Source organism: Bibersteinia trehalosi (genome assembly GCF_004346205.1).
Lineage (GTDB): Bacteria > Pseudomonadota > Gammaproteobacteria > Enterobacterales > Pasteurellaceae > Bibersteinia > Bibersteinia trehalosi.
On sequence record NZ_SMAM01000004.1, the window covers coordinates 119,839 to 144,349 of the forward strand.

Sequence of the window (24,511 nt, forward strand, 5' to 3'; positions counted from 1 at the left end):
CCTCTTTAGAAAAGAGGGGTGGGGGGAGATTTGACAGAAGTAAATTACGGAGAAAATAAGTAATTAAACGCACGAAAAGCACGAATAAGAAAGACTGATTGCTCTCTCACTTCGGTTTCTCGTCTGCCAAATCTCCCCTAACCCCTCGCAGCTCAAAGAGGGGGATCAGTTCGGAGAAGAAACAAAACAAGCGGTCAAAAATCGCAAAAAATCTGCAAAAATCGACCGCTTGCAACCAAATTTACTCGCCTTGTTAAAAATAGGGCGAACCTAAAACCTACACTAGGGGCAAAAAAGTGAAAGACTTAGTTAAGTTTTTAAAAGCACAATCTAAATCAAGCGATGATTTTGATGTGATTAAAATCGGTTTAGCATCACCAGACAAGATCCGTTCTTGGTCATTCGGTGAAGTGAAAAAACCAGAAACCATCAACTACCGTACTTTTAAACCAGAGCGTGATGGTCTGTTCTGTGCGCGTATCTTTGGGCCGGTAAAAGATTACGAATGTTTGTGTGGTAAATACAAACGTTTAAAACACCGTGGTGTAATCTGTGAAAAATGTGGCGTTGAAGTAACGCAAACTAAAGTTCGCCGTGATCGTATGGGTCACATCGAATTGGCGTGTCCTGTTGCGCACATCTGGTTCTTAAAATCACTACCGTCCCGTATCGGTTTGATTTTAGATATGCCATTGCGTGATATTGAGCGTGTGCTTTATTTTGAAAGCTATGTGGTTATCGAGCCGGGTATGACTGATCTCGAGAAAAACCAACTTTTAACCGAAGAACAATACTGGGAAGCGGAAGAGCGTTGGGGTGATGAGTTTGAAGCAAAAATGGGTGCAGAAGGTATCCAGGCATTGTTGAAAGACTTAGATTTAGAGCATCAATGTGAAGTATTGCGTGAAGAGTTACAAGAAACTAACTCTGAAACCAAACGTAAAAAAATCACTAAACGTTTGAAATTATTAGAAGCATTCATGCAATCTGGTAACAAACCAGAATGGATGGTAATGACTGTATTACCTGTGCTTCCACCAGATTTACGTCCATTAGTACCACTTGATGGTGGTCGTTTTGCGACTTCAGATCTGAACGATTTATATCGCCGTGTAATCAACCGTAACAATCGTTTAAAACGCTTATTAGACTTAGTTGCACCAGACATTATCGTGCGTAACGAAAAACGTATGTTGCAAGAATCTGTTGATGCGTTATTAGATAACGGTCGTCGTGGTCGTGCGATTACAGGTTCAAACAAACGTCCGTTAAAATCTTTGGCAGATATGATCAAAGGTAAACAAGGTCGTTTCCGTCAAAACTTGCTCGGTAAACGTGTGGACTACTCAGGCCGTTCGGTAATCACCGTAGGTCCATACTTACGCCTACACCAATGTGGTTTACCGAAAAAAATGGCATTGGAATTATTCCGTCCGTTTATTTACTCTAAATTAGAGAGCCGTGGCATTGCATCAACCATCAAAGCAGCGAAGAAAATGGTGGAGCGTGAAGATCCAATCGTTTGGGATATCCTTGCGGAAGTGATTCGTGAACACCCAATTCTGCTTAACCGTGCACCAACTCTTCACCGTTTAGGTATCCAAGCGTTTGAACCATTGTTAATTGAAGGTAAAGCAATTCAGTTACACCCACTTGTGTGTGCGGCGTTTAACGCGGACTTCGATGGTGACCAAATGGCGGTACACGTACCATTAACCCTTGAAGCACAATTAGAAGCACGAGCGTTAATGATGTCTACCAACAACGTTTTATCTCCTGCGAACGGTGATCCGATTATCGTACCATCTCAGGACGTTGTACTTGGTCTCTACTATATGACCCGTGATAAAGTGAACGGCAAAGGTGAAGGTATGTATTTCCTTGACCCACGTGAAGCGGAAAAAGCATATCGTACCGGTCAAGCGGAATTACACGCCCGTGTTAAAGTGCGCATCACTGAATATGAGAAGAATGAAGCTGGTGAATTTGAAGCAAAAACTTCATTAGTGGAAACGACTATTGGTCGTGCTATTTTATGGATGATCGCACCAAAAGGTATGCCATATTCACTGTTTAACCAAACTTTAGGTAAAAAAGCGATCTCGAAACTGATCAACGAAAGCTATCGCCGTTTAGGTTTGAAAGAGTCAGTTGTTTTTGCAGACCAAATTATGTACACCGGTTTTGCTTATGCAGCCCGTTCTGGTTCATCGGTAGGTATCGATGATATGGTGATCCCAGAGCAAAAATACTCAATTATCGAAGCAGCAGAAGCAGAAGTTGCGGAAATTCAAGAACAGTTTAACGCAGGTCTTGTAACCGCAGGTGAGCGTTATAACAAAGTGATCGATATTTGGGCGGCTGCTAATGAGCGTGTAGCAAAAGCGATGATGGAAAACCTTTCAACGGAAGAAGTAATCAACCGTGAAGGTAACCCTGAAAAACAAGCCTCATTTAACAGCATCTTTATGATGGCAGATTCTGGTGCGCGTGGTTCTGCGGCACAGATTCGTCAGCTTGCTGGTATGCGTGGTTTGATGGCACGTCCAGATGGTTCGATTATCGAAACGCCAATCACCGCGAACTTCCGTGAAGGCTTAAACGTATTACAGTACTTTATTTCAACCCATGGTGCGCGTAAAGGTCTTGCGGATACCGCATTAAAAACAGCGAACTCTGGTTACTTAACTCGTCGTCTAGTGGATGTAGCACAAGACTTAGTAATCGTTGAAGACGACTGTGGCACCGAGGAAGGTATCGTCATGACACCACATATTGAAGGTGGCGATGAGAAAGTACCATTACGTGAGCTTGTATTAGGTCGTGTGGTTGCAGAAGATGTATTAAAACCGGGTTCGGACGAAGTTTTAATTGCACGTAATACACTAATCGATGAAAAATTGTGTGATGTGATCGACCAAAACTCTGTCGATAGCATCAAAGTACGCTCAGTCGTAACCTGTAACACAGACTTTGGTGTGTGTGCGAAATGTTACGGTCGTGACTTAGCTCGTGGTCACTTGATTAACCAAGGTGAAGCAGTGGGTGTTATCGCAGCACAATCTATCGGTGAACCGGGTACACAGCTAACGATGCGTACGTTCCATATCGGTGGTGCGGCATCTGCAGCAGCTAAAGAATCTAGCGTACAAGTGAAAAATGCAGGTACGATTAAATTAGCCAATGCGAAATTTGTAACTAACAAAGATGGTAAGATTGTGCTTACTTCACGTAATACTGAATTAACCGTGATCGACAGCTTTGGTCGTACCAAAGAGAACTATAAAGTGCCTTACGGTGCAGTATTAAGCAAAAACGATGGTGCAGAAGTTACCGCTGGTGAAGTGGTCGCAAACTGGGACCCACATACCATGCCGATCATCTCGGAAGTATCTGGTTTCATCAAATTTGCAGACATCGTGGACGGCTTAACTGTTACTCGTCAAACCGATGAATTAACAGGTTTATCTTCTATCGTGGTACAAGATGCGGGTGAGCGTCCAACCGCAGGTAAAGATTTACGCCCAGCATTAAAATTAGTGGATGCGCAAGGTAATGACATTCTGCACAACGATACTCCAGTACAATATATCCTTCCGGGTAAAGCGATTGTAAGCTTGAACGAAGGTGCGGAAGTGTCTGTGGGTGAAGCGTTAGCACGTATTCCACAAGAAAGTACAGGTACGAAAGATATTACCGGTGGTCTTCCACGCGTTGCAGACTTATTCGAAGCTCGCAAACCGAAAGAGCCAGCCATCTTGGCGGAAATCTCAGGTATCGTATCATTTGGTAAAGAAACCAAAGGAAAACGCCGCTTAGTGATTACCCCAGCAGAAGGCGAAGCACATGAAGAGATGATTCCAAAATGGCGTCAGCTCAACGTATTTGAAGGTGAGATGGTTCAACGTGGTGATGTGATCTCTGATGGTGCAGAGACACCACATGACATCTTACGTTTACGTGGCGTTCACGCTGTAACTGACTACATCGTAAACGAAGTGCAAGAAGTTTACCGCTTACAAGGGGTAAAAATTAACGACAAGCACATTGAAGTGATCGTCCGTCAAATGTTGCGTAAAGCGATCATCACTAATGCTTACGACAGCGAGTTCCTCGAAGGCGAACAAGTTGAAGTTGCACGAGTTAAAATCGTTAACCGCAAACGCGAAGCGGAAGGCAAACCGCTGGTAGAATTTGAACGTGAACTACTTGGTATTACCAAAGCATCACTTGCAACAGAAAGTTTTATTTCTGCGGCATCGTTCCAAGAGACTACTCGCGTGCTTACCGAAGCAGCAGTTGCAGGTAAACGTGATGAATTGCGTGGCTTAAAAGAGAACGTTATCGTTGGTCGCTTAATCCCAGCAGGTACAGGTTTTGCCTACCACAAGGAACGTGCAAAACGCCGTGCAGCGGGTGAAGAGTTCAGCTTGAATATCGAAGCAGCGGCGCCAGTTTCTTCTTTTGCAAGTGCAGAAGACATTGAAGCGGAAACCCAAAGCTTTATCGCTGATGATGCAACTAGCAGCCTAGCCGCATTGTTAAATGCAGGTATGGATGAAGTAGAAGAGTAGATAATTACTCATAGTAGAAGAGTAGATAATTACTCATTAATAAGACTAGCCCTCTAGTAGACATACTAGAGGGCTATTTTTTTGTAATCAACAGCGAGTTGTACTTTCTCTTACATGCTTAGCTGTAATTTTCATAGTTTTTCTTGATTCATTATGTTGTTTCATTTGAGTGCCCTCATAGTTAGTTTTTAATCTCTATTATTATTGCTAATGATAACCATTTGTGCCTATACTATAGAATATATGTTATGTCAAGGAGATTTCCTATGGAGAATAGATATAAATTAAAATCTGATGCAATGGTACATCATTTAGATGGGGTAACTAAGATAACACTAGGTACTCTTTGTGTTGATATCGAAGATGAAAATATGCACTATTTTTTATTTTAGAAAAGAGAATATGGTATAAGCATGATTTGGAAATCTCATTGTGGGATATGCTTGTTGAGTATAATTTAATTATTCGAGAATATAATAATTATTATATTGATACTAGATTTGAGAAGAATATTATTTTATTTGAGTCTTTGATGGAATTTAGTTATATAAAAACCCCTATTGATATTCAAGAGAATATTTTTAATAAAAGAATATTGTTATTGGGGGTTGGTGGTGTTGTTTTGGATAACTTATTGAGAATAGGGGTACGGAACTTTATAGTTTTGGATTGCGATTATGTTGATTGTACAAATCTTAATCGCCAATTATTTTTTTCAGAAGCTGATATTGGAATAAAAAAAGTTGATGTTGTTAAGTATAAAAATAAAGATGTTAATATTATACCTAGGGATGTGTATTTGAATACAATAGAGCAGTTAAATGATATATGTATGGAGTATAGACCTGATTTTATCGTGAATGCTTTAGATACTCCAGCGAATATAGAGGAAATAGTCTTTAATGTTTCAAGATTGTTTAATATACCTAGTATTAGCTGTGGAGTTGGTATTAATAGTGGTTTTTGGGGGCCTATTTATCCAAACTCAGAATTACATCATATAGGTCATAGAATTAGTAATGCTGTAGTATCTGGTTCTGTATCAACTACAAATATGATTATAGCAAGTCTAATGTGTAATGATATATTGTTATATTGGGTGAATCCGAATAATAATCTCTTTAAAAGAAAGATAATTAATTTCCATAGTAATTATTGTGAGGTCATTTAATGAGTAATATTAATATTATTTTAGATTCTGAGTTTGCAGAGTGTTTTCCCTTTTTATGCAAGGGTTTTTCATCAAGAGTTATACTTTCTACTATGTATGAACCATTATTTAATAAGGTGAATGGAGAATACAATAGTTATTATATTAAGAAGTATTCCTTGCGTGATGGATATCTTGAGCTAGAATTTTTTAATGATCTAAGATGGTCTAATAGTGATTATCTTACATCTACAGATGTATATAATACATTACTATATCAGATAAGAAATAAGACAATTTTTTCCTGTTACTTAGACTTTATATCTGGTGTTTCTGATTATTTGTATAACGATGGTGACGAGTCTTTAATAAATATTATAGATGTGAAAAATGAAAATAAGTAATCTTAAAAAGATAATGGTTTTTGGTTTTCTAGGAAATTTTTTCTTTGAAAGGAGTATTTGGATGATCTTTTTACAAGCAAAAGGATTGTCTATGTATGAAATTTCCATTTTACAGATGGCTCTAAATATCACTATGTTTTTGTTTGAAGTTCCTTCAGGGATTTTGTCAGATAAGTTTGGAAGAAAACCTCCTGCTTTTTTAGGTATATCTTTTTCGATCATATATCTTATTGGAATGTTGTATTTAAATGAGTTTTTTTATCTAGTTATAGTATTTATAGTATATGGTATAGGGATATCTTTGCTATCTGGAGTAGATCAATCTCTTATTTATGAGCAATTAGATTATTATGGTAAACAAGAAATATACCATAAAACAATAGGTTTTTATAATGCAATATCAATTGCTGCCCTAGCTGTGAGTGCATTAGTGGGAGGTTGGCTTGCTGAAAATAAATATTGGGAGCTTATTTTCTATTTTGGTGTGCTTTTCCAATTAATGTCATTACTATTTCTATATTTTATTAAGGATTTCTATAAACTACTACCCCATAATAATAAAGCGAAAAAGTCATTCTTTGGGATAGGTATTTTAAGAGTGGATGGGAAGGTGCTTTTTATTATCTGTATACTTGGTATATTTCAAGGGGTTTTTTCTTCTGTTGTCTTATATTATCAGAAAGTTTTAGATTATGCTGGAGTTTCAATTTTTTATATTTCTATTCTCTATTCATTATCTTTTGTTTTTAGCTCTTTTTCTTCAGTTATGTCTGGGTTTGTTTCAGAGAAGATAGGAGAGGTAAAAGCTGTTTTATTATTTTCACTTTTATTGTTGTTCTCTTTTGTTTTATCTCTATCTTTAAATATAGGTTTGCTTATTGTAACGTTTTTTGTTGTATTGATTTGCTATGAGATTATTGATACATCATTAGGTGTAATTCTAAATCATATGCTTACACCAGAGATAAGAGGAACATATCTTTCAATAACAAATTCATTATGTGCATTCGTAATGACAGCCTCATTTATGATTATTGGAATTTTATCTAGATATTTTGAATTTTCTAGTTTGATCTTTTCGTATGGTATTATTACTATATTGTTATACCTGTCATTATTTTTTATCTATAAGAAGAAAATAGTGTTTTCTTAATAAAGATATTTTATAGAAAGTAAGCTACTTTGTGTTGTTGCTTTGTGAGGATGAAATTTCTTCGAAGCTCGTAAACCGAAAGAGCCAGCCATCTTGGCGGAAATCTCAGGTATTGTCTCATTTGGTAAAGAAACCAAAGGAAAACGCCGCTTGGTGATCACTCCAGCAGAAGGCGAAGCACATGAAGAGATGATTCCAAAATGGCGTCAGCTCAACGTATTTGAAGGCGAGATGGTTCAACGTGGTGATGTGATCTCTGATGGTGCAGAAACACCACACGACATCTTACGTTTACGTGGCGTTCACGCTGTAACTGACTACATCGTAAACGAAGTGCAAGAAGTTTACCGCTTACAAGGGGTAAAAATTAACGACAAGCGCATCGAAGTGATCGTCCGTCAAATGTTGTGTGGCTTAAAAGAGAACGTCATCGTAGGTCGCTTAATCCCAGCAGGTACAGGCTTTGCCTACCACAAAGAGCGAGCAAAACGCCGTGCAGCGGGTGAAGAGTTCAGCTTGAATATCGAAGCAGCGACGCCAGTTTCTTCTTTTGCAAGTGCAGAAGACATTGAAGCGGAAACTCAAAGCTTTGTCGCTGATGATGCAACTAGCAGCCTAGCCGCATTGTTAAATGCAGGTATGGATGAAGTAGAAGAGTAATCATTAACTGGCAAAATCTAGGGGCGTATGTCATACGCTCTAATAGAAAAGCCCTGAATGGTTTAGCTGTTCAGGGCTTTTTTCGCACATAAATATTAAATTACGCTATACTAGCTTAAAAAAACATGGTGGTTATATGGTGCTGAGATATTTCTTTTTTGCAATTTTTTGCGGTTTATTAACCGCTTGTCAGACTTTACCAGAACCTGTACAACTTCCCTCGCAAACTGAGTCTATAAAGTCATTTAAAATTGAGCAACAAACGCCAAAATATCAAACTTCCTTACTTATTGTGCAATTTGAATCGCAACATTGGCGTTGGATACTGACCGATCCATTAGGTAGTCCATTAGCTCGGCTCATTTTAACCCCGAAAGGTTGGCAAAATGATGGATTTGTAATGCCAAATTCTCAAGCAAAAGCGTTGTTTACCGCACTCGCAGTTGCTCTTAATCCAAATACTCCCCCTTTTAAGCTAGATGAAAAATGGGCAATAGCAAAACCAGAAAAGAATGCATCGTATTTTTTGATCGGTTTGCCTGATAATACATGGTGGAAAGTGGAAGAGTTAAGTGAAACAGCAATAAATTAGGAAATGAAATGATGCTATATCTCTCTCGGCCGGCAATAACAACTTCGCTAGGTGATGGTATAAATGCACATATTGATATATTACTCAATAATGCAAGCTCGCCTTTATCATTAACAAATAATCCCTTTTCTGAGCATCAAATTTCAAGTGAAGCTAAAATGTTGGGCGAGGTTCGCACGGTTTTACGCGAATTTCCAGCAGATTTATCAGCGGTACATCGTAGCCGTAATAACCAATTACTTTGGCATGTCCTTGCAGAAATTGAGCCGAAAATTACCGCTTGTATCGAGCAATTCGGGCGTGAGCGGATTGCGGTGATCATCGGCACGTCCACTACCGGCGCCGATGAAAATATTCCCGTCTTCAAAGCCGGTGTGCAGGGCGATTATGCCGCCGAGCGGTTTAATCAACAGCAAATTCTCTTCTCTGCGCCGTCCGACTTTGTTGCCGAAGTGTATGGCTTAACGGGGCTGAGTTATGGCATTTCCACTGCTTGCACTTCTGGAGCAAGAGCGTTAATTTCTGCCGCCCGCTTACTAAAAACCGGCTTGTGCGATGCGGTAATTTGCGGCGGTGTGGATACCCTTTCGCCTTTAACTATCAGCGGATTTAGCTCGCTGGAAGTGCTATCAAACCAACAAACCAACCCATTTTCCGCCAACCGCAACGGCATTAACATCGGCGAAGGTGCAGCGGTGTGTGTGATGAGCCGTGAACCGTTGGACGAACATCGCATTCAGTTACTGGGCTATGGTTCCAGCTCGGACGCTTACCATATGTCCTCGCCTCACCCCGAAGGGGAAGGGGCAATTTCCGCTTTCCAAAATGCCCTGCACAATGCCAACTTAGACGCAGCCGACATTGGCTGGATCAACCTGCACGGCACAGGGACGCTTCACAACGATCAAATGGAAAGCCTCGCTGTGGCAAAAATCTTCGGTAATCAGACCGCTTGCACCACCACCAAACCCTACACAGGGCATACGCTCGGGGCTGCCGGTGCGGTGGAAGCGGCAATTTTGTGGGGAATGCTCAGTCGCCAACACAACCCGACTGGCAAGCTCCCTGCGCAATTATGGGATAAACAAGCGGACGAAAACCTGCCGAACCTTGCAATTACCGATGAACAAAGCCGTTGGGCAGCAGGCAGACGAATTGGCGCAAGCAGCTCTTTTGCCTTTGGCGGCAACAACAGCGTGCTGATTTTGGGAGAAAGCGATGCATAAATTCACCTTCCCTATCGAACAAATTGCACCATTGGTTCCGCATAGTGGCAATATGATCCTACTCGACCGCATTACCGCATTCGGCGAGGATTTTCTGACCGCTGAAGCCAACATTCGCCCTGATAATCCGCTGATCAAACACGGCAAACTTGCCACCTACGCCGGCATTGAAATTATGGCTCAAGGCGTGGCTGCGTGGGCTGGGTGTATTGCCACACAAGCCGGCGAACCGGTTCGCTTAGGCTATCTGCTCGGTACTCGCAAACTGCACCTCCACCGCCAAGAAATCCCGATTGGCTCACAGCTACAAATTCAGATCAAAATGTCTATTCAAGATGCCACCGGCTTCGGCGTATTCGACTGCCAACTGATCGATTTAGCCGACAACCAAGTGATTTTGGAAGGTACGCTGAATGTGTTTAGCCCGAAGGAAGAATATTTGGAGAAATAGTTGTGTTATGAAAGATATTTTTGACTATTTGGAAAGTATTGATGATTTAAAGCTGTTGCGAGAATCTTCTGAATTAGAGTGCAAGCTGGCTCAAGGGAAAGATGGATTAGGTGAAGTACCTTCTGATATGTGGGAGACATATAGTGCCTTTGCGAATACGGATGGCGGTTATATTGTCCTTGGTGTGCAAGAAAAGAGAAATGGCTTTATTGCAAAGGGTATTACAAACGTAGTACAAGTAAAAAAACAAATATTTGACCTTGCAAACAACCCTCAAAAAGTCAGTATCAACTTACTGACAAATTCTTTTATCAAAGAATTGCCGCTTGATGATCAAAAATCCTTGCTTATCATTTATGTTCCAAGAGCGAAGAGAGCTGAAAGACCTGTTTATTTAAAAGGAAATCCGTTAGGGAATAGTTATCATCGTTTGAATGAATCAGATCAACGTTTAACTGATGAGCAAGTGAAAAGAATGTTGGCAGAGCAAACATCAGATTCACTGGACTCTGAGGTATTAAAGCACTTTCAAATTAACGATTTAAACTTAGAGTCGTTACACAATTATCGGCAACGTTATGCTAATTTAGATCCTACCCATCCTTGGAATGAATTATCAGATTTAGCATTTTTAGAGAAAATTGGTGCTTATAAAGTTGAGCGTGAAACAGGTAATAAAGGGCTAACCATTGCAGGGCTATTGATGTTTGGTAATCATACGGCTATTCAAGAGAAATTTCCTTTTTATATGCTAGATTATCAAGAGCATTCAAATAATCCGGAAGAACGTTGGATTGATAGAGTCACATTAGACGGCAAATGGTCAGGTAATTTATATGATTTTTCTCAGCGAGTTTATCGTAAATTAGTTGAAAATATTAAAGTGCCTTTCAGGGTAGAAGATGGTTTACGACAGGAAGATACCCCTGTACATATCGCATTAAGAGAAGCCTTAGCAAATTCGCTTATTCATGCGGATTATAGTAATAAAGCCTCGATCCAAATTATCAAAAAACCAGATACTTTTTATTTTCGTAACCCTGGCTTAATGAGAATCCCGATTGAAATTGCGCTGAAAGGGGGAGAGGCTGACTGCCGTAATCGCTTATTGGCTCAAATGTTTCGTTATATTCGTTTTGGCGATCAGGCAGGGTCTGGTCTACCAAGAATTTTAAGCGGTTGGAAAACGCAACATTGGCGTATGCCATATTTGAAAGAGGTGAGAGAACCCAATGAGCAAACTATTTTAGAACTCAAAATGCTCTCTTTATATCCACAAGAGATTATTGATTTCCTCACAAAACAATATGGTGAGCGATTTATTCAGCTTTCAGAATTAGAGCGAATAATTTTGATTGAAATTTATACGAATGAATCTTTAACTCATAAGCAAATTTGTCTACATATTTCGGTACATTCTCGAGATGTAACAATTGCATTAGTGAAATTAGAAAAGCTCAGTATGATTTCGTCAAGTGGTGAGCAACGAAACAAAATTTATCATCGTCCTGAGTTTGAAATACCAACACCTGATAACCAAACAGGCAAAGCACTTGCTCAGGACTTTATTAAAAATCCGGAGCTAAGTCCGGATAATCCGGAGTTGGATCCGGACTTAACTCTGGAATCCAAAGCAGATATTGGTGATAACCAGAGGTGGCAAGCATTGAAATTGATCGCGAGTGAGCTGCAAGGAGATGTTAGAAGAATTGGTAAAGAGCCTTTTATTGAAGGGATTCTGAAACTTTGCCAATTTGGCTATATTACGATTGCTGATCTTGCTTTGCTGCTAGATAAAAAAGCGGATACGCTCCGGAAGAATTACTTAAATCCATTAGTCAAAGAAAACAAGTTAGAGTTAGCCTACCCAACGGCTAAAAATCACCCTAAACAAGCGTATAAAACCGTAGGACAATAAAATGAATAACACCATTTTAATCACCGGCTCGAGCCGTGGTATCGGTAAAGCGATTGCTTTAACCCTTGCACAACAAGGGTTTGATATTGTGGTGCATTGCCGTTCTCGTGTGGAAGAGGCGGAAGCGGTGGCACAAGCGGTCAGAAATCTCGGAAAAAATGCCAGAGTGTTACAGTTTGATGTGGCGGATCGTGAAAAAGTGCGGTCGATTTTAGAGGCAGATGTGGAACAACATGGTGCCTATTACGGCGTGGTGCTAAATGCAGGGCTTACCCGTGATAACGCCTTTCCTGCTTTAACCGATGAGGATTGGGATAGCGTGTTGCGTACTAATTTAGACGGTTTTTATAATGTCCTGCACCCGATTATGATGCCGATGATCCGCCGCCGTAAAGCAGGCAGGATTGTCTGTATTACTTCGGTTTCCGGCTTGATTGGCAACCGTGGGCAGGTCAATTACAGCGCTTCAAAAGCCGGCATTATTGGTGCGGCAAAAGCACTCGCCATCGAGCTTGCCAAACGTAAAATCACGGTAAACTGCGTGGCGCCCGGCTTGATTGATACCGATATTCTGGACGAAAACGTCCCAATCGAAGAAATTCTCAAAATGATTCCCGCCGGACGAATGGGCGATCCGGAAGAAGTAGCACACGCCGTTGCGTTTTTAATGGATGAAAAAGCCGCTTACATCACACGCCAAGTCATCGCCGTTAATGGTGGGTTGTGTTAAATTTAGGATAATAATTCGTAGGGGCGGATCCAGTACCCGCCCGAAGCCAAAAAGAGATAAATATGAAACGAGTCGTCATCACTGGCATTGGTGCGGTTACCGCTTTTGGTAAAGAGTGGGCGGAAGTGAAAGCTGCCTTCCAACGCAAGCAAAATGCCGTTCAACATAAAGCCGATTGGGTAGAACGTTACCCGGAATTAGAGGCACAATTAGGGGCGGAAATTCACGGCTATCAACCGCCGAAACATTGGAACCGCAAGCAGTTGCGCAGCCTTGGACGAGTGTCGCAATTTGTGGTGGAGGCCAGCGAGCGAGCTTTAGCACAGGCCGGTTTGCTGGACGAAAACGGCGTGATTTTCGACTGGCTAAAAGACGGGCGAATGGGGGTGGCGTGTGGCTCGTCCACAGGCTCTACCAATGATATCAAAGACGCCGCTGAATTGCTGATGACCGGCAAATCAGACGGCTTCAATGCCAACACCTATGTGCGAATGATGCCCCACACCACCGCTGCCAATATTGGCATTTTCTTCGGGCTGACAGGGCGGATTATCCCCACCTCCAGCGCTTGCTCCTCGGGCAGCCAAGGTATCGGCTACGCTTACGAAGCCATTAAATACGGTATGATCCCGATGATGCTTGCCGGCGGTGGAGAAGAATTTTGTGCCTCCGAAGTCTATGTATTTGACAGCCTCTATGCTGCCAGCCGCCGCAACGACAACCCAAAAGGCACGCCACGCCCCTATGACAAAGACCGAGACGGCTTAGTGATCGGCGAGGGAGCGGGGATGTTTGTGTTAGAAGAGCTGGAACACGCGTTGGCACGAGGGGCAAACATTATCGCCGAAGTGGTGGGCTATGGTGCAAACAGTGACGGTTCCCACGTCACCCGCCCACAAGCCACCACAATGCAACGCTGTATGGAACTCGCCCTCAAAGATGCCGGTATTCAACCGAACCAAGTCGGCTATGTAAACGGACACGGTACGGCCACCGAGCAGGGCGACATTGCCGAAACTCAAGCCACCGCAGCGGTGTTCGGCAAAATTCCGCTCAGCTCGCAAAAAAGCTACTTAGGGCATACACTCGGTGCCTGTGGTGCGTTGGAAAGTTGGTTCAGCATTGAAATGATGCGAGATGGCTGGTTCGCCCCAACACTGAATTTAGAAAATGTCGATGAACGCTGTGGCGACTTGGATTACCTTCAAGGTGACGGACGGGAAATCCACACCGATTATGTGATGAACAACAATTTCGCCTTCGGCGGTGTGAATACCTCGCTGATTTTTAAACGGTGGGAGGACGGTGCGCTACATACCAAGAGTTTTTAACGGTATTAGTAAATACACCATGTAACAAAATTTTAGCTGTACGTTGGATAAATGCTTACATTTGCAAAACAACGGCACTAAGTGCGAGTATAGCAAGCAAATGCCACTACAAATTATTAGATATAAAAGACATTTCCCAATACAACAGCAAAATCTCCAACGGCGAACGCAAAGTGGTCTACGCTGCCCGCAACGGCAAATTTGAAGCCGGCAAATCCAACGGCTGGGTAGAAGAAGAGTTCGCCACCCAACAAGCGGTACAAGCCTTGGACGAACTCACCGAACAGGCTCTACAAGCGGTCAAAAACGGCGAAAAATCTGCAATTTACTACTTAATGTACAAATACCGCTTCGACGAAACCACCCTTGCACAGGCAACAGGGTTCAGGAAGTGGCAGGTGAGAAGGCATTTTAGACCGGAGGTTTTTGCGAAGTTAAGTGAAAAGACTTTGGGGAGATATGCAACAGTATTTAGCCTTTCTCTCAACGAATTATTTATCACAACGGAGAATATCAAATGAAAAAACTCGCTGTATTATTACTTGCTGTTTTAGGTGTGACAGGTTGTGCAACAACACCTGTGTCATCGGATAAAGCTATTCCTATGCCTAAAGAAAGGATGTTAGCTTATACAGAACCTAAACCAGACTATGCAAAAGTTCAGATTATCCGAGACAGCGGAAATTTAGGCGGTGCTTGTTATATTGGGGTAATGTATCGCCAAACGATCTTAGGCAGATTTGATGTGGCTGAAAAAGGGATTTTCTATCTTCCGGAAGGGGAATGGAAATTTGCAATAGTTCCTGATCCTAATGGTAAAGCATTATGCGGGGTCGATGGCTTTAATCCTGTATTTGAAACACAGCAAATTCGTAAAGACCAAGACAACTTATTTAGAATTAGCTTTGGCCCATATCGCAGACCGCGTTTATTGCCTATGTAACCATACTTGTAGGGGCGGGCCGAAGCTCGCCTCTATTTAGCTAAACAAACAAGCGCTCAAATAACAGAAATTTTTTGCCAATGAACAACTTCCCCCACCAACACACTGCCCACTGCGAGAGTGGTGTGATGAGTACCCTGCTGAAATCGCAGGGTGTTGATTTTAACGAAGCGATGGTTTTTGGGCTGTCGCACGCCTTGACGTTTGTCTATCTGCCCTTGATTAAAGTGAGCGGAATGCCGCTGATTTCCTACCGAATGCCGCCGAAATCGATTATCAAAACCCTGTCAAAACGCCTGAAAGTGCGGTTGAAAATGCAGAAGTTTTCCAATGAAATGGCAGGGCAGCAGGCGTTAGATAAGGCATTGGCACAGGGTAAATTAGTCGGGCTACAGACTTCCGTATTCTGGCTACCCTACTTCCCGCCGGAAATGCGTTTTCATTTCAACGCCCATAATTTGTTGGTGTATGGCAAAGAGGGCGAGGAGTATTTAATCAGCGATCCCGTGTTTGAAAACGTGCAACGCTGCTCCGCTGCCGACCTGCAACGCGCTCGTTTTGCCAAAGGCGCATTGGCGGCGAAAGGACTGATGTACTATTTCGACAGCACGCCGGATTTGAGCGCTCTTGATTTGCCGACCCTCATTCGCCAAGCCGTGTACAAACAGGCAAAACAGATGCTCGCTCCACTGTTTTTTGTGGGGGGGAAAGGTATTCGCACGGTGGCAAAATCCATCGAAAAACTGAGCCGTTGCAAAAAAGGCGAAAAATATAACCGCTTGTACCTAGGGCATATTGTACGAATGCAGGAAGAAATCAGCACCGGCGGCGCAGGTTTCCGCTATCTCTATGCCTATTTTCTCGAACAAGCGGCTGAAATTTGCCAAGAGCCAAATTTCAAACAGGCTTCCGAGCAAATGACCGAAATCGGCGACCAATGGCGGGAATTTGCAAGTCTCTGTGTCAAATAGTGCCGAAAACCGACAGCGGAAGGATATCGGGAAGTGGCGGATTTTTTAAAGATAATCTCAGAATATGAGAATCATTTTTGGAAAAGAATCTATAAAGTTATTTAGGAGTAATAATGAATATAGAAAAGGCAATAATGTTAGCTATTGATAATGTTAAGAAGGAGGGGATAACTGATATTTTTCCTACTCCTTTTGAGGTCTCTTTATTAAAGAATAATGATGATTTTAAAAATGAGGTATTCAAGCAAATAAAATCTAGACTTATGCCTAATGAGTTAGGAAAATTGAAAATTCATCCATTAGGTCATGTTCTTTTCCCTAAAAAGGAGGCTTATGATTTTAGAAAAGCAGCTCTTTTACAACCTCTTGATACTATAATTTATTTGGCTATTATTTTACAATTTGCAGATGAAATTGAAAAAAATAGAATACCAAAATCAAAAAAGATTGTATTTTCATATAGATTTAAACCTAAAGACGGTTATTTATTCGATGCAAAGTATAATTATACCTCATTTAACCATGAGGTTTCAAAGCAAATAAAAAAGAAACATACTAAAGTCTTGGTAAAATGTGATATATCAAATTTCTATGATAGACTTAATCTACATAGGCTAGAATCTACACTCCTAAGTCTTCCTAATATTAATAGTAAGCTAATTAATTTAACTAATAATTTATTGCTTTTCTGGGCTAATCGTGATTCTTATGGTCTACCTACTGGAGGAAATGCTAGTAGAATATTAGCCGAGTCAGCTCTTATATCATTAGATGACTATTTATTATCGCATAAAGTTAAATTTTGCAGATTCGTTGATGATTATAGATTTTTTGCTCCTAGTATAGAAGTCGCACATGAATGGCTAACAATGTTTATTGAAAGATTACATCTTGAAGGACTCACAATTAATCCTCTCAAGACAACTATCGAGGATGTATCCCTTATGGATGGCATAAATAAAAATGAAGGGGTTGTAATTTCTAATAGCATAAAGAAACATAGTAGGATAGTTGTTGGGTATTCAGGAACAATACCAACTAAATTTAGAGAAATTTCCGAAAAGGAAATTAGGAATTTAAAAGATGACTCCCTAGATTTATTAGTACAAAAGATAGATAATGAGCAAATATTAAGCCCTGATGATGTTAAAAAATTTATAAGGACTCTAATTGCTAGAGAGGAGTTTGATAAAATTTTTTACCTTACTAATTTTATTGATAAATTTCCTCAATTTACTCCACTAGTAATCGACGTCTTCATAAAGAAAGCTGATTTAATAAGTCCACATATTAGGGATGACATTAAAAATTATTTTACAGAAAAGATAACTAGTAATGCTAATTATCCAGAGTATATTATGAGCTCTATAATATCTTTGTTAGGTAAAGAACACTATAGAAATATACCTGCATTAATGGAGTATTTTAGAAATTTAAAAAGAAACTCTGGGGTTTATATAGGTCGTGCTGTATTAGATGCCCTTTTTAATAACGTCTCAAGAACAGAAGCATTGGAAATTAGACAGTATTTTAATCGTGCTGATTTATGGGAAAAAAGAGCTATTATCCGCCTTGTCATTAATGCTCTACCTGGCGATGAACTTAGACCATGGTTGAAAAATATTAAAATTCATTTAGGAGATGATTTATTTGCTGTAGAAATATTTGATAAGGCAAAAAAAAGTAAATGATTCAAATTATAAATTTAAAGCATAAATATACAAATGCCAATAGTTCTGCCCTGCAAAATATCAATTTGCATATCCCCCCGGCCTCCGCTATTGGTTTGCTCGGTGAAAATGGGGCGGGGAAGACGACTTTAATGTCGTTGCTGACGGGGTTGCAAGCGGTGCAATCGGGGCAGATTTTGCTTAATGGTGTGCCGTTTGAGCAATTAAGCCGTGCCGAGTGTCATCCAATTTCCCTTGCGCTGTAGGATTTCACTTTTTATCCGCTTTTAATGGGGTGGGAAAACCTCTGCTTAATTCCTGCTGAAATAGATATGCAATCTCGTTAATTTATTTTAGATGAAGCAGTTTTTTCATTTTTACCTCTTATTTTTTCATCTTGGTATTTAATTTTTCAACTAATTGGCTAACATTCTCATCCGTATTCACTGTCCTTGTTAGCTTTTAGTAACTTCTACAGTAAGTGGGGTTGGTGTTAAAACCGAAGTCATAGGCATTGGTCTGCAGGGCACTTAAATTCTATTACCTATAGCTGAGTTAAATGGAAAAGATCAACAATTTTAACCGCACTCTTCCCCAAATATTAGAAAAGCTTATCGCATTCGTGTAAAATAAGTTAAATTTTATCTATTCATTGGAACAACAATGAAAAAACTTTTATCACTCTTTATTTTAGGATTATCACTTATCTTAACAGGTTGTAGCTCTCTTAAGACCGAAAACAACTTAGAAAGAAACCCTGAAACTAAATATGCTTCATTTAAAGTGGTGAATACGACTTCGGAGCATTCTATTGATCCTAAAGTCGCTAACCTTTTTGGTGCAGAACTTCGCGCACAGTTGAGTAAATTTGGCTATAAAGAAGGCGATGATGTAACGATCAGTTATAGCGTTGATGCTTTTGATCAAGGTAACCGCGCGCTTCGAATGTTTGTTGGCTTTGGTGTAGGGAAAGGCACAATGGAGTTTTCTACGGCATTAAAAGATAAATCGGGCAAATCGCTTGGCAATATTTCAACTGAATCTGCACTAAAAATGGGATTTTTTGGCGGAAGTTTGGATAATTTAATCCGTAAAAATGCTATTGCTGTTGCAACTCGTATTCATAAAGCAAAAATTTTCCAAAAAGCGGAACAAGCTAAAGAGTGATGAACCCAATCTGCACCTTCTCTTTCAATATTTCAGCATGGAACGTAGTTGCCAATAAAGCCTTGTCGGTTGAAGATTGGCAACAGGGCGAGGCGTTTTGGCAGGCAAATGCTGAGCGTTGGGAAACGGTTTCGCCGAAATTGGCATTTCTGCCACCGCTCAAACGCCGCCGTTTAAGCGATGCCGCTCGCCTTTTCTTTGAAAGTGCGTGGGAATTAACGGCAGAGGGCGAAAATCTGCCGGTGGTGTATGCCTCACAAAACAGCGAAATCAATCGTAGTTTTGCCCTGTGGGAAAGTTTGTTGAAAGAGGGCGATGTGTCGCCGACTTCATTTAGCCTGTCGGTGCATAATGCACTGGTGGGGCAGTGGTCGGAAATGCGTTGGGTGAAAGCGGAGACCACCGCGATTGCCGCTCAACACGATAATTTGGAAACTGCCCTGCTGGAAGCCTATTTGTTGCTCAATGATGGGCATCAGAAAGTGCTGGTCGTGGTGGCGGAAGATCCGCTGGCGAAAGTGTATAACGCCGAGCCGGTTTATCGCCAACCCTTTGCTTATGCCTTGGCGTTGGTGGTGGAGCAAGGCAGTCAGTATCAGCTTGAACTGAACTCACAAGCGGTCGAAAACAGCGAAAAAGTTACAAATGGGGATAATGCCCTGATCTTTGTGCAACAACAGCACTTGGGCAACCGAGCGTGGCAAACCTCGGCAAGCCGTGGAGGTGTGTGGCGATGGGTGAAAAACTAAACTGGCTGAAACGCTTTGTCGCCACGCTGTTTGGTTTTGTGATTTTCGGCGTGGTGGGGGTGCTGTTTATCCCGCTGCTTTATCCTTACGCCAAAAATTACCCGCATAACCCGCTCGCCACCCAACTCAAAGGGCGAAAAATCGTCAGCCGAACCTGGTACTATTTTGTGCGGTATCTGCAATGGAGTGGGGTGCTGGAAGTGCATTATCACGGCTTTGAAAAACTCGGCAGAGCAGGGCAATTAGTGCTTGCTAATCACCCTTCACTACTGGATGTGGTGCTGATTTTCAGCCAAGAACACCGCTTTAACTGCATTGTAAAGCAAGATTTAATGCAAAATTCGGCAATGGTCAGCCCGATTAAAGCCTGCGGTTTTGTGCCGAACACCGAAAGTGAAGAACTGCTTGAAATTAGCCACCAAATCTTGCAAACCCAGCCGTTACTGCTGTTCCCTGAAGGCACGAGAACCAAAGATGACGGCGTGGTGCGATTGCACCGTGGGGCGGTCTCTATCGGGCTACGCAGTGCGAAAGTGATTACTCCGATTGTGATTCAACTGCAACATCGTGCCTTGAAAAAAGGGCAGCCGTGGTATGACATTGCCAAGCACAAAATGATTTATACGCTCAGGGTGGGCGAGGACATCGATCCGCAAACCTATTTGGCAGAAAAGCCGTTGCCGATTGCCTCACGCCGCCTGAATGCAGATTTGGAAACCTATTTTAATACCTACTCGAAGGAATAAAAATGCAATTAGAACAACAACTTAAACAACTGATTATTGATAGTCTTGCCCTTGAAGATATTAGCATTGATGACATTGAAACCGATGCGCCGCTGTTTGGTGATGACGGCTTAGGTTTAGATTCTGTTGATGCGCTGGAACTTGGCTTGGCGGTGCAAAAAACCTTCGGCTTAAAGCTCGACAGCGAAAACCAAAATCTGCGTAGCCACTTTGAAAGCGTGGCAACACTGGCAGCCTTTATTCGTAGCCAACAGGGGGCATAAAATGACCGAACAAGAGATTCAGAAAATCTTAACCGAAGCGTTGGTGAATTTGTTTGAAATTGACGAGAGCAAAATCACGCCCGAAACGCATCTCTACCAAGATTTAGAAATCGACAGCATTGATGCGATTGACTTAATCGACCACATCAAACGCCAAACCGGTTACAAACTGCAAGCGGACGATTTCCGCAACGTACGCACCGTGGCTGATGTGATTGAGGCGGTGAAGAAAATTTCTGCACAGTAATATAGTAGGGTGCGTTTACCAACGCACCGCAATGAAAAATAGTGTGTGCCTAACGCACTATAATGAGCAGGGCAAGCGCATATGTTGTTTATTTAGTGTACGATCAAATTCCCCTCTTTTTCAAAGAGGGGAGTTTGTTCTTTATAAGACAAACATGATATAACTGATTGATTTTTAATGAAAACATATTTCGTAAAATACGATCTTGCCCTGCTATAACGAAAAATGGTGCTGTCGCAAACGCACCCTACAATGATGATGAAACTACCTTATTCCCCAACCGATTTAATTGCCACCCACCCCAACTGGGCGTTCGCCGATTTTGAACGCCACGCTCTGCAACTCTCGGCACACTTGCAAGTTGAACAAATTCGTTCGATTGCTCTTTGGTTTGAGGACGGTGCAAAACTGGCTTGTACCCTGCTTGCCTGTTGGCATGCCGGTGTCAAAACCCTGTTTCCGCCGAATGACGCGCCGGAAAGCCGTGAATGGGTGGAAGCCAATGCCGATATTTGGCTTACCGACACCACGCTTTCGCACCCGCAAGCGGTACAATTTGCCGATTTTTCTGCCAGAGCGATGTTGCAAAAAAATGTCGAAAATCGACCGCTTGTTTCTCGCCAAAATCAGACCGCACTTTTAATGAAAACCTCCGGCAGCAGTGGTGAGGCGAAAACCATCGAGAAAACCGCCGAAGAGCTGTGGCTCAGTGCCGAAGTGCTGGCAAATGCACTGCCTTTTGCGCAGGGAAATCAGATTACCGCCATCACCAGCGTCAGCGCCCAGCACATTTACGGCTTAACGGTGCAGATTATGATGTCGCTAGTGCAAGGCTGGATCATCGGGCGCAAACAGCAATTCTTTCCGGAAAATTTACAGGCGGAAAGTGCCGCAACCCGTCAAAGTGTGCTGATTAGCAGTCCGGCAATGTTGAGCCGAATGGCTTGGCAGCAGCTTGATTTTCCTCAATTGGTCGGCGTGATTTCCTCCGATGGTGCATTGGATACCCTGCTTTTCGAGCAAATCCGCCACTGCCTCAACAAGCCTGTGATGGAAGTTTACCCAAATGGTTTTGAACTACTTGGGCGGATTGAGCGTATTGTCAAAATCGGCGACAAACGCACTTCATTGGTGGGGGTGGAAACGGCGTTAAATCAGCACCCTTGGCTGAACGATTGCTATATCGCCCAACAACCGAGCCATCCTCGCTTGGCGGCGTGGGTGGAGCTGAATGACGAAGGCATTACCGCTTTTCGGGAACAAGGGCGCAAGGCGGTGATTGAGGCATTGCGACGCTTCCTAAGTGCCAGCCAAGAAAGCTCGGCGGTTCCCCATTTTTGGCGGTTTACCGACCATCTGCCACGCAACAGCCAATCGAAAATCAGCTGTGTGGAATTTGAGAAAATCTGTCTGCACTTTGCCACGGACCCGATTTGGCTTGCAGAAAGCGTGGAAGCGGATTGGCAGATTTTTCACGGCAAAGTCCCGCTTGATCTTGCCTATTTCGGCGGACATTTCGCTAATTTTCCGCTCGTTCCCGGCGTAGTAGAAATGCAGTGGGTGATGGATAAAATCCACAGCTACTTTGGCGAAGAGAAAGCCGTGGCACGCTTTGATAACCTCAAATTCCAAAAATTCCTCCGCCCGAACGACGAGCTGGAACTCCGCCTCAAATGGGAAGAAAGCAAAAACCGAATGGCATTCCAACTCAAAACCGGTGGCGAAATGTGCGGCAGCGGGTTAGTGGTGTTTGTGGATGAGTAAATACCCCTTACTTAAAGACAATGAAAAAATTGACTGTGCTGATAACCGTTTTACTTACGCTATTAAGCCTCGCCTACCCCCTTATTTGGCTGTGGCAGGGGCAGGATAGCTCGATATTAGGCTATCTGCCGTTTCTGCTTGCGCTTTGCTGGGGGGCGAAAGCGGGGCTGCAAGCGGTTGATTTTCAGCAATTTTTTGCCATTTTAATGGCGATTATTTTACTGATTGTTGGGGTTAGCCGAAGCCTTGAAACAATGTATTGGTATCCGATTATCATCAACGGCATTATGCTGGCGATGTTTGGCGGCAGTTTGTGGCAAAATCAAACCATAGTCGAACGCCTCGCCCGTTTGCAAGATCCGAATTTGCCCGAAGAGGGCGTGCGTTACACCCGAAAAGTGACCCAACTTTGGTGTGGCGTGTTTATGCTGAATATAGTGATTTCAACCCTGCTTATCGCTGCCGAACAATTTGCGTGGTGGGCGATTTACACCGGCGTGATTGCCTATGTCATTATGGGCGTGGTGATGGGGGGCGAATGGTTGTACCGAAAAATAGTGATACAACGATAACACAATGAAATTTTCCGATTATTTAACCGAACATAATATCCAATCTGTTGGGCTGTGGCTGGAAGACAGTCGCCGGTTCGCCCAAGTGTTGCTTCACTGTTTGCACGCCAACGTGCGGTTGCTTTTACCGCCGAATTTATTGGCGGAAAATCGGGCGTGGCTGGACGAAAACGCCGATCTGTTTATTTGTGATGATAATCTTGCCGAGGTTGGCGATTTGCAAGAAATCGAGCAAATCCTACCGCTTGTGGATAAACAGAGTGAAAGCGAGATTTGGCTGAAAACCTCGGGCAGCAGTGGCGAGGCAAAAATTATCCGCAAAACCGCTGCACAAATGTGGTGTGAAGCAGCCGCACTTTCGCATGTGTTACCACTCGAAAAAGGCGGGACTGTGCAACTGCTCGGCAGTGTCAGCACTCAGCACCTCTACGGTTTAACCTTTCGCATCTTCTTGGCATTAGAAATGGGCTGGCAATTGGGCGGGGCAGCGTTGCAATACCCCGAATTTCTGATTGCCGAAACCCGCCGTCAAAAAGCAGTCTGGATCAGCAGTCCGGCACTGCTGATGAACCTCCATCTGGCTAACCCTGAATTTGCTACGCTCCCCCTTGCTGGCATTCTCTCTTCCGGCGGGGCATTGCCGGCACAGACCGCTTCGGCACTGCGTCATACCCTTGCTTGCCCGATCATTGAAATCTATGGCAGCACCGAAACCGGTGTGATTGCCCATCGCACCCAAGCAGGCGGTTGGCAGCCAATGCCACAAAGCCGGCTTGGCTTAAATGCAGACGGAGCCTTGTGGGTAGAAAGCCCGTGGTTGGCACAACGTGAACAGACCGCCGACAGCGTGCAGTTTGCTGAGAACGGCTTTGAACTACTCGGGCGGATTGACCGCATCGTCAAACTGGGCGACAAGCGGGTTTCATTGGCAAAAATTGAGCAAGATTTGCTGAAACACCCTTGGGTGAGCGATTGCTATCTTGGCTTACACCCTGAACATCAACGCCCTGTGGCATGGGTTGCCCTCAACTCAGCAGGGCTGGCAGCACAGCGGAAAAGTCTGATCGCCGAATTGAGAAAGCACTTGCTCCCAACCCAAGAAAAATTTGCCCTGCCCCGCTACTGGCGTTTTTGCGACAAACTGCCAAGAAACAGCCAATCGAAAATCAGCCGAGCGGATTTTGAGAGGGTGTGTTTGGAAAAAGTATAATAAATATAGAATGTGTATTT

Annotated in this window: 23 protein-coding genes and 1 pseudogene; all 24 read left to right on the top strand. The window is 42.6% G+C overall.

Annotated features, from left to right (window positions below; all coding sequences use genetic code 11):
* Positions 1-296 precede the first annotated feature (296 nt).
* Entirely contained in the window at positions 297-4,574 is a 4,278-nt protein-coding gene (gene rpoC / locus EDC51_RS05315; RefSeq protein ID WP_064318548.1) for a DNA-directed RNA polymerase subunit beta', read from the top strand.
* 439 nt (positions 4,575-5,013) lie between these two features.
* Positions 5,014-5,745 (top strand): HesA/MoeB/ThiF family protein, encoded by a 732-nt coding sequence (locus EDC51_RS05320; RefSeq protein WP_249038480.1) that lies wholly within the window; start codon positions 5,014-5,016, stop codon positions 5,743-5,745.
* Positions 5,745-6,128 carry a hypothetical protein gene (locus EDC51_RS05325; protein WP_131928373.1) on the top strand — a complete coding sequence of 128 codons (384 nt, stop codon included), beginning with the start codon at positions 5,745-5,747 and terminating at the stop codon, positions 6,126-6,128. Before EDC51_RS05320 ends, EDC51_RS05325 begins: the two co-directional genes overlap by 1 nt.
* 61 nt (positions 6,129-6,189) lie before the next feature.
* Complete coding sequence (locus EDC51_RS05330; protein ID WP_249038476.1) at positions 6,190-7,281, top strand: MFS transporter; 1,092 nt, start codon at positions 6,190-6,192, stop codon at positions 7,279-7,281.
* Between the two features lie 54 nt (positions 7,282-7,335).
* Positions 7,336-7,941 (top strand): annotated as a pseudogene (locus tag EDC51_RS05335) (hypothetical protein); the annotation flags it as partial.
* 136 nt (positions 7,942-8,077) lie between these two features.
* Positions 8,078-8,533, top strand: a complete 456-nt coding sequence (locus tag EDC51_RS05340) for a hypothetical protein (RefSeq protein ID WP_131928375.1) — start codon at positions 8,078-8,080, stop codon at positions 8,531-8,533.
* Between the two features lie 8 nt (positions 8,534-8,541).
* On the top strand, positions 8,542-9,759 hold the full coding sequence (locus EDC51_RS05345; RefSeq protein ID WP_131928376.1) for a beta-ketoacyl-ACP synthase: 1,218 nt from the start codon (positions 8,542-8,544) through the stop codon (positions 9,757-9,759).
* Positions 9,752-10,210, top strand: coding sequence for an ApeP family dehydratase (locus EDC51_RS05350; protein WP_131928377.1), 459 nt, complete (start codon positions 9,752-9,754; stop codon positions 10,208-10,210). Before EDC51_RS05345 ends, EDC51_RS05350 begins: the two co-directional genes overlap by 8 nt.
* Before the next feature lie 7 nt (positions 10,211-10,217).
* The gene (locus EDC51_RS05355; protein WP_131928378.1) at positions 10,218-12,128 is read left to right on the top strand and encodes an RNA-binding domain-containing protein; all 1,911 of its coding nucleotides are present in this window, start codon (positions 10,218-10,220) and stop codon (positions 12,126-12,128) included.
* A gap of 1 nt (position 12,129) precedes the next feature.
* The gene (gene fabG, locus EDC51_RS05360; protein WP_131928379.1) at positions 12,130-12,858 is read left to right on the top strand and encodes a 3-oxoacyl-ACP reductase FabG; all 729 of its coding nucleotides are present in this window, start codon (positions 12,130-12,132) and stop codon (positions 12,856-12,858) included.
* A gap of 62 nt (positions 12,859-12,920) precedes the next feature.
* On the top strand, positions 12,921-14,189 hold the full coding sequence (locus EDC51_RS05365) for a beta-ketoacyl-ACP synthase (RefSeq protein ID WP_131928380.1): 1,269 nt from the start codon (positions 12,921-12,923) through the stop codon (positions 14,187-14,189).
* 173 nt (positions 14,190-14,362) lie between these two features.
* Entirely contained in the window at positions 14,363-14,710 is a 348-nt protein-coding gene (locus EDC51_RS05370; RefSeq protein ID WP_249038477.1) for a hypothetical protein, read from the top strand.
* Entirely contained in the window at positions 14,707-15,132 is a 426-nt protein-coding gene (locus EDC51_RS05375; RefSeq protein WP_131928381.1) for a hypothetical protein, read from the top strand. Before EDC51_RS05370 ends, EDC51_RS05375 begins: the two co-directional genes overlap by 4 nt.
* 80 nt (positions 15,133-15,212) lie before the next feature.
* Positions 15,213-16,103 carry a BtrH N-terminal domain-containing protein gene (locus EDC51_RS05380; RefSeq protein WP_249038478.1) on the top strand — a complete coding sequence of 297 codons (891 nt, stop codon included), beginning with the start codon at positions 15,213-15,215 and terminating at the stop codon, positions 16,101-16,103.
* Positions 16,104-16,216: 113 nt separating this feature from the next.
* A complete protein-coding gene (locus EDC51_RS05385) occupies positions 16,217-17,794 on the top strand; it encodes an RNA-directed DNA polymerase (protein ID WP_211334989.1) in 1,578 nt (525 codons plus the stop codon).
* On the top strand, positions 17,791-18,039 hold the full coding sequence (locus tag EDC51_RS11000; protein WP_131928382.1) for an ATP-binding cassette domain-containing protein: 249 nt from the start codon (positions 17,791-17,793) through the stop codon (positions 18,037-18,039). The genes EDC51_RS05385 and EDC51_RS11000 overlap by 4 nt, the downstream gene beginning before the upstream one ends.
* Positions 18,040-18,436: 397 nt before the next feature.
* Positions 18,437-18,940, top strand: coding sequence for a DUF4410 domain-containing protein (locus EDC51_RS05395; RefSeq protein WP_025290050.1), 504 nt, complete (start codon positions 18,437-18,439; stop codon positions 18,938-18,940).
* Positions 18,937-19,689 carry a beta-ketoacyl synthase chain length factor gene (locus tag EDC51_RS05400; RefSeq protein ID WP_131928383.1) on the top strand — a complete coding sequence of 251 codons (753 nt, stop codon included), beginning with the start codon at positions 18,937-18,939 and terminating at the stop codon, positions 19,687-19,689. The genes EDC51_RS05395 and EDC51_RS05400 overlap by 4 nt, the downstream gene beginning before the upstream one ends.
* A complete protein-coding gene (locus tag EDC51_RS05405) occupies positions 19,674-20,435 on the top strand; it encodes a lysophospholipid acyltransferase family protein (RefSeq protein WP_131928384.1) in 762 nt (253 codons plus the stop codon). The genes EDC51_RS05400 and EDC51_RS05405 overlap by 16 nt, the downstream gene beginning before the upstream one ends.
* A 2-nt stretch (positions 20,436-20,437) precedes the next feature.
* Positions 20,438-20,698 (top strand): phosphopantetheine-binding protein, encoded by a 261-nt coding sequence (locus tag EDC51_RS05410; RefSeq protein WP_015433596.1) that lies wholly within the window; start codon positions 20,438-20,440, stop codon positions 20,696-20,698.
* 1 nt (position 20,699) lies between these two features.
* Positions 20,700-20,945 carry an acyl carrier protein gene (locus EDC51_RS05415; protein ID WP_015433595.1) on the top strand — a complete coding sequence of 82 codons (246 nt, stop codon included), beginning with the start codon at positions 20,700-20,702 and terminating at the stop codon, positions 20,943-20,945.
* A 252-nt stretch (positions 20,946-21,197) separates the two neighbouring features.
* Positions 21,198-22,709 (top strand): ApeI family dehydratase, encoded by a 1,512-nt coding sequence (locus EDC51_RS05420; protein WP_249038479.1) that lies wholly within the window; start codon positions 21,198-21,200, stop codon positions 22,707-22,709.
* A gap of 20 nt (positions 22,710-22,729) precedes the next feature.
* On the top strand, positions 22,730-23,281 hold the full coding sequence (locus EDC51_RS05425) for a COG4648 family protein (RefSeq protein ID WP_131928386.1): 552 nt from the start codon (positions 22,730-22,732) through the stop codon (positions 23,279-23,281).
* Between the two features lie 4 nt (positions 23,282-23,285).
* Positions 23,286-24,491: an AMP-binding protein gene (locus EDC51_RS05430; RefSeq protein ID WP_131928387.1), complete on the top strand. Its 1,206-nt coding sequence runs from the start codon at positions 23,286-23,288 to the stop codon at positions 24,489-24,491.
* Positions 24,492-24,511 lie beyond the last annotated feature (20 nt).